This window comes from Enterobacter sp. CGMCC 5087, from assembly GCF_003144775.1.
Classification (GTDB): domain Bacteria; phylum Pseudomonadota; class Gammaproteobacteria; order Enterobacterales; family Enterobacteriaceae; genus Enterobacter; species Enterobacter cloacae_M.
Window position 1 is genome coordinate 1 of the sequence record NZ_QFXN01000147.1, and the last position, 12,605, is coordinate 12,605.

Consider the following 12,605-nt stretch of genomic DNA (forward strand, 5'->3'; position numbering starts at 1 on the left):
AGTATCTTGCTGTTAGCCTGGTGGCCCTTGTCGCTGATGGACCGTTCACTCGGGATCTTGCTTATCGGCATCATACTGCTCGATTTGGGCGGTCAGGCGCTGCACGTCACTAATCAGAGCATGATTTTCCGCACCCGTCCCGAGGCGCACAGCCGGCTGGTCGGGCTTTACATGCTGTTTTATGCCGTCGGCAGCGGGCTCGGCGCGCTCGGCACGACGATGGCGTATGCCTGTGCCGGCTGGCCGGGCGTCTGCCTGCTTGGCGCCTCGGTCAGCCTGCTGGCGCTGGTGTTCTGGTGGCTAACCCGCGCTAGCCACCGCTGTCCGCGGGATAATCCCGATTAATCCACGCGTGGTCCTCTTCCCAGGTGAACATCCATTTGCGCACCGGACCGGCCATCACGTTGAGATAGTAGCTGTCATACCCGGCCATCGTCGCGACCGGGTGGTAGCCCTTCGGCACCATCACCACGTCACGGTTATAGACCGCCATACACTCATCCAGCGTTCTGTCGTCGGTGTAGACGCGCTGCATGCAGAACCCCTGCTCCGGGTTGAGGCGATGGTAATAGGTCTCCTCCAGGTAGGTCTCCTGAGGCGGGTTATCCGTGTCGTGCTTGTGGCTCGGGTACGAGCTGGTGCAGCCCTCGTTGGTCCAGACCTCCACCACCAGCAGGCTGTCGGCGGGCCTGTCTTCCGGCAAAATATTATGCACATAGCGCTGGTTGTGACCTTTGCCGCGCGCTTCGCCGTCGATATCCTGCGGCGCAATCAGCCGCGTCGGATACGTGCCTTTGCCCGGCGCGGCGCAGACCGCGAGCTCCAGCTTCGTCAGAGCCTTCACCTGCACCGACTCCTGAGAGGTGACGTACACCGCCCAGGGCTTGATGCGCTCGAAGGGGCTCATCCGTTCGCCGATGTCGTTAAACTGCGCGGAAGGCGTGCGGATGGAGGCGCGCCCGGCGATCAGCACCAGGCAGCGCTCTTCGCTGACGGCGGGCAGCGTCAGCGTCTGCCCCTCCTGCAGCTCATACGCCTCAAAGCCGACGTACCCCCACCCCGCGCTTTCCGGTGTAACGGAATGGGTGCGCCCCTCCGCGTTCGGCTGTTGCCAGCGTGATAACAGACGTGACATGTTCCCTCCTCAAATCAGTCCGGCGTCGTGAGCCAGGCGGCTCAGGTTGTTATACCCCAGACGGGCGTAGGTCAGCGGATGGGCAATCGCCGGATCCTGCTCGGCCTCGACCACCAGCCAGCCGTGATAATCCTGCGCCTTCAGCAGCCGCATAATCGGCGGGTAATCGACGCAGCCGTCGCCCGGCACGGTAAACACGCCGCTCAGCACCGCATCGAGGAAGCTGGTTTTGCGGTTTTTGACGTCCGCCAGCACATCGGCGCGCACGTCTTTGCAGTGAACGTGGTTGATGCGCGACGCCCAGCGCTGCGCCACCGCCAGCGGATCGGCCCCGGCAAAGGTCAGATGGCCGGTATCGAGCAGCAGTCCGACCGCCTCCCCGGTGTGGATCATCAGGTTGTCCACGTCCTCGGCGGACTCAATCACCGTGCCCATATGGTGATGGTAGGCAATCTGCACGCCCTGCTGCTGCGTATAGCGGGCAAATTCGGTGAGCTTCTCGCCGTACTCCTTCCAGCGCGCCTGCGGGAAGCGCGGGCGCAGATGCACCGGGGTCTGCTGCTCGCCGTGAATGCAGCCGCTCACTTCCGCAAACACCAGCACCTTCGCCCCCAGCTCGCGCAGCAGAGTCAGGTGGGACTGCACGGCGGCGATCTCCTCCTCCACGCTGCGCTCCAGCAGGCGGCCGGAGTACCAGCCGGAGACCAACCGCAGGTCGTGACGCTGCAGGATGGGGCCAAGCAGGCGCGCTTCGCGCGGGAATTTATTGCCCAGCTCGAAGCCGGCAAAACCGGCCTCTTTACCTTCACTCAGACAGGTCTCCAGCGAGGTTTCCGCACCGAGAGAAGGCAGATCGTCGTTCGTCCAGGTCAGCGGGTTAATGCCTAATTGCACACTCATTTTCGTCTCCATTATGCGTGTCCGCGCTCGCGCCACCAGGCGATAAGCTGCAGGTAGTTGTCCCGGATGCGCGCCACCAGCTGCGCATCGTCAATATCGTGCTTCAGCCACGCGCGGGAGGCATCGCCAAACAGCGTGCGCCCCACGGCGAAGCCTTTCACTACCGTCTGCCCCGCTGCGGCTTTGAAGTCGGCGCGCAGCTGTTCCGCCGGAGCGTCCAGGCCGAGGATCACCACCCCGCGGCAGTGCGGATCGCGGCGTTCGATAATCTCGCTCAGCGCCGTCCAGCCGTCGGCCGAGAGCGGCGGCAGCTTCCACCAGTCGGGATAAATGCCGAGGTTGTAGAAGCGGGAGATGGCGCGCAGGTAGAGCTCGTCGCTGCGCGGCATGCTGGCGGGCAGGATCACCTCCAGCAGCAGCTCGTGCCCGGACCGGCAGCAGGCGTGGTACACCTCGGCGATTTTCTGCTCCTGCTCCAGGCGCAGGCCGTGAGCGTCTTCCGGATGGAAAAAGACCAGGCACTTCACCACGTGCTCCTGCGGCCAACTGATAAGCTGGGTGCCAATGTTGCCGTGCTCCATCTCCAGCGGCCTGGAGCCCGGCAGCTCGATGGGGCGGCCAATCCACCACCCTTCTCCGGTGATAGCGTTCAGCGCGTCCTGACCAAAGGTGCCGTCGCACAGCAGGCCGGCTTTGCCCTCCAGCCCGGCGCGGCTCGCCGCCTCGCGGCTGGCCTGCAGGATCAGCTGCTTGAGCGCGGGAATGCGCTTAAGCGACGCGCCGCACTGCATCGCCATATCCTCAAGCTGGCTGCGGTGATCGAAGGCCATCACGCACAGCTCCGGCCACTCGCGGCGTCGGGTGGTCACCCGGTGGAGATGGTTAAGACGTGGGTCGAGATCCGGGCGCGGCACATCCACAGCGCGGGAAAGATAGTCATCCAGCTCGATTTTGCTCGGCATCGCCGGGGCGCAGCCGTGGCGCGAGACCACCAGCGCGCCGCAGGCGTTGGCGTAGCGGCACGCCTGCTCCCAGCTCTCGTCGTTCAGGTAGCCGCGCAGCAGGCCGGACATAAACGCGTCCCCCGCCCCGAGGACGTTCAGCACCTCCACGCGCACGCCGGTCACCGTCAGGCCGTCGTCCAGCCGGGACGGAATGGCGTCGGTATAGACCGAGCAGCCGAGCGCGCCGCGTTTGCAGACCAGCGTAGCGTCACTGACGGCGCGCACCAGCTCCAGCGCCTGGAGGGTATCCGTGCTGCCGCCCGCAATGTGAAACTCCTCTTCGGTGCCGACAATGACGTCGAAGAGGTGCAGCACCTCCTGCAGCTTGCGGGTGACCTTATCGGCGGCGATAAAGCGCGTTTCCCCGTCGCCTAAGGCGGTGAGCCCCCACAGCACCGGACGGTAGTCGATGTCCAGCACCGTGCGCACGCCGTGACGGCGAGCATAGCCCAGCGCCGTCAGCACCGCCTCGCGGGTCTGCGGATGAGAAAGGTGAGTCCCGGTGATGGCAAGACAACGTGCGGAGGCAATGTAGCTTTCATCCACATCGCTGGCGGTAATCGCCATGTCCGCGCAGTTATCGCGATAAAAAATCAGTGGAAAGGTGTCCCGGTCTTTAATGCCGAGCAGCACCAGCGCCGTGAGGCGTTGTTTATCGGTAATCAGATGGCTGGTATCGCAGCCCACCTGGTTGAGCTCTTCCCGCAGGAAGCGGCCCATATGTTCATCGCCGACGCGCGCCAGCATCGACGAACGTAAACCCTGGCGCGCGGTGCCGTACGCCACGTTACCCGACGACCCGCCGAGATATTTGGCGAAGCTCGACGCGTCCTCCAGACGGGCACCAATCTGCTGACTGTAGAGGTCTACCGCCACGCGGCCCATGCATATCACATCAAACTGCTTTTCCACGTTGATACCTCATCAGACAATGTCGTTCACGTTCAGCCAGCGGCCTTCCCGGTGCGAGAGCGCGATCGCGTCCAGCACGCGCGACACCTTCCAGCCCTCTTCGAAGTCCGGCCACATCGGCGCGTCGGCGGCAATCCCGTCCACCAGGTCGCGCACCTCCACCGTTTTTTGATCGTTAAAGCCAATCCCGTGGCCCGCGCCCATGCAGAACGCGGCGTAGTCCGGGTGCGCCGGGCCGACGAGAAGCGTGCGGAACCCCTGACGATTCACCGGATCGTCATGCAGATAGAGCTTCAGCTCCGCCATGCGCTCCTGGGTGAAGCTGATGGCGCCTTTCGTCCCGGTGATGACGTACGACAGCCCCATCTTGCGGCCGCAGGCAACGCGGGAGGTTTCAATCACGCCCTGCGCCCCGCCCGCGAAGCGCACCATCGCTTGGGCCTGATCCTCGTTTTCGACGGCAATCATCTCTGACGATCCGGCCTTCGCCGGGCGAGCCGGGACCACGATCTTCAGATCGCCGCAGACCTGCTCGATCTCCCCGACCAGATACTGGGCCATATTGACGATATGCGCCGCGAGGTCGCCAAGCGCCCCCAGCCCGGCGGTCTCTTTGAAGCAGTGCCAGTGAATGGGCGAGAGCGGGTCGGCCATATAGTCTTCGTTGTGGGTGCCGTAGAAGTGGATCACCTCGCCAATCTCGCCGCGGGCGATAATCTCCTTCGCCAGCTGCGCGGTCGGGTTCTTCATGTAGTTGAACCCCACCAACGTTTTCACCCCGGCCCGCTTCGCGGCGTCGACCATCTCGCGCGCGTCGTGGGCGTTAAGCGCCAGCGGCTTCTCCGAGTAGACGTGCTTGCCGTGGCGGATTGCCTCCAGCGCCATCTCCTTATGCAGGTGGTTGGGTGAACAAATATCCACCACGTCAATAGCCGGGTCGGCCACCAGCGCCCGCCAGTCGCCGGTGGAGCGGTTGAAGCCAAACGCCCGCGCGCGCTCTGCCGCCAGCTCCGGCGTGACTTCCGCCACCATCTCGCGCACCAGCCTGCCGCGCAGGTTGAACACCGTCGGGGCCTGGGCGTAGGCGATAGCGTGCGCCTTGCCGATATACCCGGTGCCAATTAATCCAATACGAACCTCTTTCATCGTGATCCTCACAGTGCGCCGCGACGGCTCTTGGCATAGGTATCGAATGCCACCGCCAGAACGATAATTAATCCGGTGATAATCTGCTGGTAGTAGGCCGAGACGTTCATCAGCACCAGGCCGTTAATCAGAATGCCCATGATGATGGAGCCGATAATGGTGCCGCCGATGCGCCCGTAGCCGCCCATCAGCGAGGTGCCGCCGATCACCACCGAGGCGATGACGCGCAGCTCAAAGGAGATCCCGGCCACCGCCTCGGCGCTCCCCAGACGCGCGCTCAGAATGAAGCCCGCCAGCCCCGCCAGACAGCCAATCAGCACGTAGACGCTGACCAGCACGCGCTTGACGTTCACCCCCGCCAGGCGCGCCGCCTCCGGGTTACCGCCGATGGCGTAGACGAAGCGGCCCCAGCGGGTTTTGTGCAGCGCCAGATAGCCGCCGAGGGCGACGATGGCGAAGATCCAGATCGGAATGGAGATGCCGAGCAGCTCCCCGCGCCCCCACCAGCGGTAGCCCTGATCGAAACCGGCGATCGGCGCGCCGTCGTTAATCACCAGCGTCAGGCCGCGCCAGATGGTCATCCCACCGAGGGTGACGATGAACGGAGGCAGGCGCAGACGGGTGACGCCCAGGCCGTGCAGGAAGCCGATCGCCGTGCCCATGGCCAGACAAATCCCCAGACCAATCAGCCAGCTCATGCCGCCCCAGGCGTTCGGATCGACGGTGGTGAAGTTGTCGCCCTTAATCACGTACGCCGCGGTCATGGCGCACACCGCCAGAATGGAGCCCACGGAGAGGTCAATCCCGGCAGTCAGGATGACGAAGGTCATCCCCACGGCCATGATCCCGTAGATGGAGACTTCGGTCAGGATGTTGAAAATATTGCGTTCAGAGAAAAAGTTGCTGTTCTGCGACTGGAAGAAGATCAGCAGCAGGATCATGAAAATCAGCACCCCGAAGCGCTCGAAGAAGGCGATGGGATCGATGCGTCCGGCGCGTTTGACCGGGGCCTGCGTTTTAGAAATCATCTGCGTCATGAGAAACTCCGTTATGCCGCGTTCAGGGCGTTGTGGTTGATGGCCATCATCGTCATCAGCCGTTCTTCGTTAGCGTCGTCACCGTGGATCTCGCCGGTCACCCGGCCTTCGCTGAGGGTGATGATCCGATCGGACACCGCCATCACCTCAGGCAGATCGGAGGAGATCACGATCACCGCCACGCCCTTTTTCGCCATGTCAAACAGCACCTGGTGCACTTCCGATTTGGTCCCCACGTCGATGCCGCGCGTCGGCTCATCAACGATCAGCACCCGCGGGTTGAGCGCCATGCAGCGCGCGAGGATCACCTTTTGCTGGTTGCCGCCGGAGAGCTTGCGCACCTCCTGCGCGCTGTTGACCATTTTGATCTGCAGCGCCTTGCGGTAGGACTCAATCAGATCGTCCTCCTTGCGGGTGTTTACGAACCAGCGCCACTGCAGCAGCGAGGAGAGGCAGGAGAGCGACAGGTTGTCGCGGATCGACAGCCCCAGCACCGCCCCCTCTTTTTTGCGGTCTTCCGGCACCAGCGCCACGCCCTGATCGAGAGCATACAGCGGGTCGCGCGGCTGATACGGCACGCCGTCCAGCTCAAAGCTCCCGGAGGTAAAGGTGTCTGCGCCAAACAGGCAACGCGCCACTTCGGTACGTCCCGCGCCCACCAGCCCGGCAATGCCCAGAACTTCCCCGGCGTGAACGTGGAAGCTGATGTCGTGCAGGGCGATACCGTGCGGATCCAGCGGCGGTTTTTCGCGGCTCAGCCCCTTCACCGCCAGGCGGACGGGTTTGTCCTCATGATGGGTTTCGCTGGCGGGGCGACGGTTAAAGGCCACGTCGCGACCGACCATCAGGCGGATCAGCTGTTCAACGTTGGTCTCCGCCACCGCGCCGGTGCCGGTGAAGCGGCCGTCCTGGAAAACGGTGAAGCGATCGCAGAGCTGGAAAACTTCGTGCAGGCGGTGGGTAACGTAAATAATGCTCACGCCGCGGTTTTTAAGCTCCCGCACCACGCGGTGCAGGCTTTCCACCTCGCTGTCGCTCAGCGCGGCGGAAGGTTCGTCCATAATGATTAACCGGGCGTTGAGGGTCAGCGCCCGGGCGATCTCCACCATCTGCTGCTGGGCGACGCTCAGACGGGCAACCGGTGTGGTCGGCGCAACGTTCAGCTGGAGGTAATCGAGAATGACCTGCGCCTCCTGGTTGACCGCCCTTTCGTCGACGATCAGGTTACGCCTGCGGGGCTCGCGTCCGAGAAACATGTTTTCCGCGACGGTCATGTTGGGCAGCAGGTTGAATTCCTGATAGATGGTGATAATGCCCTTGTTCTGGCGCGCCACCGGAGAGTCGTCCACCGGCAGCGTTTCGCCGTTGAACCAGATATCCCCGCGCGTTTGCGGCTGCGCGCCCGCGAGCGCCTTCAGCAGCGTGGATTTTCCCGCCCCGTTTTCACCCAGCAGGGCGTGAATTTCGCCGCTGCCGACGGTCAGCTGAGCGCTGCTCAGCGCCCAGACGCCGGAAAAGCTTTTTGCCAGGTCAGTCACTTTCAGTAAGGGTTGCGACATCAGTCTGCTCCTCCTCATGATGAGCCGCCAGAGGCGGCTCGGGACATATTAGTTACCGGCCTCACCGATACGCTCAGCCTGCTGCAGGTTCTCTTTGGTGATCAGCGTCGGCGGGTAGTCGGCCCCGGTAATGGCTTTCTTCTCGCGCACGTTGGCCACCAGCTGGCTCATCGCCGTCTGCACCGCAAAGCCCGGACGCTGATCCGCCGTTACCGCCAGCCAGCCGTCGCGCACGCGGGCCAGCGCTTCCGGCACCGCATCAAACCCGGTCACGAGGATTTCTCCCGGCTTCACGCCCTGGCTCTGCAGCGCTTCAATCGCGCCCAGCGCCATATCGTCGTTGGCGGAGAGGATCACCTGCGGACGTTTCGGCAGCGAAGGCAGAACGCTTTCAACGATGCGCATCCCTTCAGAACGCATCCAGTTGCCTGTCTGATCGGCTACGATCTTGTATTTATCCCCGCCCGCCTTCAGGCTGTCGCGGATCCCTTTGGTGCGTTCAATATTGGAAGAGGAGCCCGGCTGGCCGGTGAGGAGAATGATGTCCGCGCCGTTAGGGAATTTGGTTTTGACGAAGTCGCCAATCGCCTGGCCGCCCTTGTAGTTGTTTGCGCCGAAGTGCGGCACTTTTTTCTGGCTGTCGACGGATCGGTCAAGGGTAACCACCGGCAGCTTCGCATCCTGAATTTCATCCACCGCGCTGGAGACCGCGTTGACGTCGTTCGGGGAGACGATAAAGCCCTGCGCCCCGCGGGTGATGGCGTTTTCCAGGTCAGCTACCTGCTTCGGCGAGCTGCCCTGTCCGTCCAGCACCTGAAGCTTCACGCCCATCTCTTTTGCGGCTTTCACCGCCGTGCGCTGCATGTGAACTTCAAACGGCATGGCCAGGTTTGGCGTACTGAAAACGATTTGCTCGTTTTCGGCTAGGGCGGCCCCGGACGTCATGGCGATGAGGGCGGCTACGATCAGTTTTTTCATTATTATGTCTCTCTGTGTAGGGTTGTTGTGTTTAGAGGACGATCTCGCGCTGGCTACGCAGTGATTCCAGCGCTTTATCCGCAAGGTACAGCGCACGTTCACCATCATCGCCGCTGCAGTCAGGCACCGCTTCGCCGCGCAGAACCGCGACAAAGTGTTCCCATTCCGCGGCGTAAGCGGATTTGTAGCGCTGCAGGAAGAAATGTTCCGGCAGCGCGCTGGTGCAGCCCTGTTTGCCGTAATGCTGCACCTGGTTTTCAAGAATATTGCCCGCGCACAGCAGCCCTTCGGAGCCGTGCAGCTCCAGGCGCTGGTCGTAGCCGTAAGATGAACGGCGGCTGTTGACGATGGTCGCCATCGCGCCGGAGGCATATTTCAGAACGATAAACGCGGTGTCGATATCCCCCGCCTCGCCAATCGCCGGATCCACCAGGTTGCTGCCCTGGGCATACACCGACACCGGCTCTTCGCCCATGATGAAGCGGGCCATGTCAAAGTCGTGAATGGTCATATCGCGGAACATGCCGCCAGAGACGCGCACGTACTCCACAGGCGGCGGAGACGGATCGCGGGAGATGATGAGCAGCGATTCCGGTTTGCCGATGCGCCCGGCCTGCGCGTCGGTTTTCACGCGGCGAAACTGTGGGTCAAAGCGGCGGTTAAAGCCAATGAACAGCGGCACGTCGTACTCTTTGACCACCTTCAGGCAGTCGCGCACGCGGGCGAGGTCAAGGTGTACCGGCTTTTCGCAGAAGATGGCCTTGCCGTGGCGGGCGGCCATTTCAATCAGATCCGCGTGGGTGTCGGTGGCGGAGGCGATCAGCACGGCGTGAACGTTAGGGTCGGTCATCGCCTCGTTCAGGCTCTGCTGACGGGCCTGATACTGCGCGGCGAGACGGGTGGCAAATTCCTGATTCGGGTCAACCACGGACCAGAGCGTGGTCGCGCCGTGGCTGGCGATGTTAGCTGCATGTACCTGGCCAATTCGGCCAGCGCCCAGTAAAGCAATGTTAAACATAACGGCTCCCGGTGTTGGTGAATGCTGTGAACTAACGACTCTATAAATAAAACATTTATTTCATTTTTATAAATAGTGAAAATTATGTTTTTGAGTACGGGTTAACACTTTTGAGATGAATGAGATAAATTTTGTTATCAATCTCACAACATAGGTGAACGTGCGGCAACTCCCCTCCCCCGGCTCTCTCCCTCAGGGAGAGGGAGTAAAAAACCGCACCGACCCGTCCCCTCTCCCTATGGGAGAGGGTTAGGGTGAGGGGAAAACAAAAATGAAATGAAAATTTCGTTACGGCAGGAAAACTTAATACTGACGGGCTTTTTTCACCTGGGCCTGCGTTTGCTCGGCGGCTTCACGCACGGCAGACGACGCCGCCACCTGCGCATCACCGGTTCGCCACCAGGAGGCGTAATCGTGGGTCATGGTCTTCGGCAATACCTTGATGTCCAGCAGCGTCGGGCCCGGATGCGCCCGCGACGCCTCAAGCGCCGCCAGCAGGCTTTGCTCATCGTTCACCCGCCACGCTCGGCAGCCGTAGCTCTCCGCGTTTTGCGCAAAGTCGACCTTCACCAGCGGCCCGTCAAGCCGCCCGGTTTCCGGGTTGCGCCGGCGGTTTTCCGTGCCAAAGCTGCCCATGCCGTGCCCCATCTGCAGGTTGTTAATGCAGCCGAAGCTGGCGTTATCAAACAGCAGAACGGTGATCTTAATGCCCTCCTGAACGGCGGTTTGCAGCTCGGAGTGCAGCATCATGTAGGAGCCATCCCCCACCATGGCGTACACCGGCAGTTCGGGTCTGGCGAGCTTCGCGCCGATGGCCGCCGCAATCTCGTAGCCCATGCAGGAGTAGCCGTACTCCAGGTGATAGCTGTCCGGCGTTTTGACCTGCCAGAGGCGCTGTAAATCCCCCGGCAGCGAACCGGCCGCGCCCACCACAACGGCGCTATCTTCAATATGCTGGTTGATCAGCCCCAGCACCCGCGTCTGGGTCAGGCGGGTGTTGAGCGTCTCGCCGTATTCCGCCAGCTGCGCGTCCATGTGCCCCGCCACTTCGGGCGCGTCGTCAGGTCGCCACTGGCGATCCCACAGGCGACGGCACTCTTCGCGCCAGATGGACTTCGCCTGAGCGATCGCCTCTCCCCAGCCGCTGCGGTAATCCCCGAGCGCGTGGGTCAAGGCCTGCAGTCCGGTTTGGGCATCGGCAATCAGCGCGGTCGCGTCCAGCTTCAGGGCGTCAAACTCGGCCACGTTCAGCAGCAGAAACTCAACGTCCGGGTGGGAAAAGAGCGCCTTGGAGCCGGTGGTAAAATCGGTCAGGCGCGTGCCGACGCCAATCACTAAATCCGCCTGCGGCGCGAGCTGGTTGGCGGCCATTCCCCCCGTCACTCCTACGCCGCCCAGGTTAAGTGGGTGGTCACTTACCAGCGCCCCTTTTCCGGCCTGGGTTTCAGCAAACGGCAGCCGAAGCGTCTCGACAAATTCGCGAAACGCCTCATGCGCGCCGGAATAGCGCACGCCGCCGCCGCACACCACCAGCGGACGACGCTTGCGGGCGATCAGCGCCCGCGCCTGCGCCAGACGCTGCGGATCGGGCGGACGGCGCTCAATATGGTGCTCGCGACGCGCGAAGAAGCTCAGCGGGTAGTCCCAGGCTTCCCCCTGCACGTCCTGCGGCAGGCAAATGGTCACCGCCCCGGTATTGGCGGGGTCAGTGAGCGTTCGCATCGCGCTTAGCATGGCGCTCATCAGTTGCTCCGGCCGGTTAATGCGGTCCCAGTAGCGGGAGACCGGACGGAAGCAGTCGTTGGTGCTGATGCTGAGGTCGTGATACTGCTCGATCTGCTGCAGCACCGGGTCCGGCTGGCGGCTGGCGTAGATATCGCCCGGCAGCAGCAGCAGCGGGATGCGGTTCGCCGTGGCGGTGGCCGCCGCGGTCACCATATTGGCGGCGCCCGGCCCGACGGAGGAGGTGACGGCAAAAATACGCTGACGGCGGTGCTGTTTGGCGAATCCCGTCGCCATGTGGGCGATACCCTGCTCGTTGCACCCCTGCATAATGTGTAAATGACCGGGGTTCTGCTCCAGCGCCTGACCGATACCGAGCACGTTGCCGTGACCAAATATGGTGGCGACGCCCTCCACGAAGGGCGTTTCGTCACCGTCCACGCTGACGTACTGTTGATTAAGGAACCGGACCAGCGCCTGGGCCATGGTCATACGTTCGGTTTGCATAAAACCTCCTGTCAGCCCAGCGTTGGCATAGAGAACGCAGCGCCTGTCTCCTGCTGCATTTCCGGCCAGCGCGCGGTGATGGTTTTCATTCGGGTGTAGAAGCGCACGCCGTCGCTGCCGTGAACGTTGAGCGCGCCAAAGATGGAACGCTTCCAGCCGCCGAAGCTGTGGAATGCCATCGGCACCGGGATCGGCACGTTGACCCCCACCATGCCCGCCTGCACCTCTTCGCAGAAGCGGCGCGCGCAGCCGCCGTCGCGGGTGAAGATCGCCGAACCATTACCATATTCATGGCGGTTAATCAGATCCACCGCGCTGGCGTAATCTGCTACGCGCACCACAGAAAGCACCGGGCCAAAAATCTCTTCTTTATAGATGGTCATCTCCGGGGTGACGTTATCGAACAGCGTCGGCCCGACGAAGTAGCCCTGCTCGTGGCCCTTCACGCTGAAGCCGCGGCCGTCCACGCGCAGCGTCGCCCCCTGCGCTTCCCCGCTGTCGATGTAGCCCAGCACCTTGCTGCGGTGCGCGGAGGAGATGAGCGGCCCCATTTCGTTTTCCGGCGTCTGGTCGAGCCCCGGTCCGACGCGCAGCGCGGCAATCTGTTTTTCCAGCCGGGCGCAGAGGTCATCGGCGGTGTTATCCCCCACTGCCAGCACCACCGAGAGCGCCATGCAGCGCTCGCCC

11 protein-coding genes are annotated in these 12,605 nt (G+C 62.7%); 1 reads left to right on the forward strand and 10 read right to left on the reverse strand.

Annotation, left to right across the window (positions count from 1 at the left end):
* Positions 1 to 345 (forward strand): MFS transporter (locus DEO48_RS13335; RefSeq protein ID WP_146198271.1); only part of this gene is annotated, 345 nt, incomplete at its 5' end.
* Here the strand turns inward: DEO48_RS13335 and iolB are convergent.
* The 10 genes from iolB to DEO48_RS13385 all read right to left on the reverse strand — a co-directional run.
* Complete coding sequence (iolB, locus tag DEO48_RS13340) at positions 311 to 1,135, reverse strand: 5-deoxy-glucuronate isomerase (RefSeq protein WP_109845440.1); 825 nt, start codon at positions 1,133 to 1,135, stop codon at positions 311 to 313. The genes DEO48_RS13335 and iolB overlap by 35 nt on opposite strands.
* A 9-nt stretch (positions 1,136 to 1,144) precedes the next feature.
* Positions 1,145 to 2,035 carry a myo-inosose-2 dehydratase gene (gene iolE / locus DEO48_RS13345; RefSeq protein ID WP_109845441.1) on the reverse strand — a complete coding sequence of 297 codons (891 nt, stop codon included), beginning with the start codon at positions 2,033 to 2,035 and terminating at the stop codon, positions 1,145 to 1,147.
* 11 nt (positions 2,036 to 2,046) lie between these two features.
* Positions 2,047 to 3,951 carry a 5-dehydro-2-deoxygluconokinase gene (gene iolC, locus DEO48_RS13350; RefSeq protein ID WP_109845442.1) on the reverse strand — a complete coding sequence of 635 codons (1,905 nt, stop codon included), beginning with the start codon at positions 3,949 to 3,951 and terminating at the stop codon, positions 2,047 to 2,049.
* 12 nt (positions 3,952 to 3,963) lie between these two features.
* Positions 3,964 to 5,097, reverse strand: a complete 1,134-nt coding sequence (locus DEO48_RS13355) for a Gfo/Idh/MocA family protein (RefSeq protein ID WP_109845443.1) — start codon at positions 5,095 to 5,097, stop codon at positions 3,964 to 3,966.
* Between the two features lie 8 nt (positions 5,098 to 5,105).
* Complete coding sequence (locus tag DEO48_RS13360; protein WP_008502116.1) at positions 5,106 to 6,134, reverse strand: ABC transporter permease; 1,029 nt, start codon at positions 6,132 to 6,134, stop codon at positions 5,106 to 5,108.
* Between the two features lie 11 nt (positions 6,135 to 6,145).
* Positions 6,146 to 7,693 carry a sugar ABC transporter ATP-binding protein gene (locus DEO48_RS13365; RefSeq protein WP_109845444.1) on the reverse strand — a complete coding sequence of 516 codons (1,548 nt, stop codon included), beginning with the start codon at positions 7,691 to 7,693 and terminating at the stop codon, positions 6,146 to 6,148.
* A gap of 48 nt (positions 7,694 to 7,741) precedes the next feature.
* Positions 7,742 to 8,671 carry a sugar ABC transporter substrate-binding protein gene (locus tag DEO48_RS13370; RefSeq protein ID WP_023308788.1) on the reverse strand — a complete coding sequence of 310 codons (930 nt, stop codon included), beginning with the start codon at positions 8,669 to 8,671 and terminating at the stop codon, positions 7,742 to 7,744.
* 31 nt (positions 8,672 to 8,702) lie between these two features.
* The gene (gene iolG / locus DEO48_RS13375) at positions 8,703 to 9,689 is read right to left on the reverse strand and encodes an inositol 2-dehydrogenase (RefSeq protein ID WP_109845445.1); all 987 of its coding nucleotides are present in this window, start codon (positions 9,687 to 9,689) and stop codon (positions 8,703 to 8,705) included.
* Positions 9,690 to 9,992: 303 nt separating this feature from the next.
* Entirely contained in the window at positions 9,993 to 11,918 is a 1,926-nt protein-coding gene (gene iolD / locus DEO48_RS13380; protein WP_109845446.1) for a 3D-(3,5/4)-trihydroxycyclohexane-1,2-dione acylhydrolase (decyclizing), read from the reverse strand.
* Positions 11,919 to 11,929: 11 nt separating this feature from the next.
* Positions 11,930 to 12,605: aldehyde dehydrogenase family protein (locus DEO48_RS13385; RefSeq protein ID WP_146198272.1), on the reverse strand; the 676-nt coding region annotated here is incomplete at its 5' end.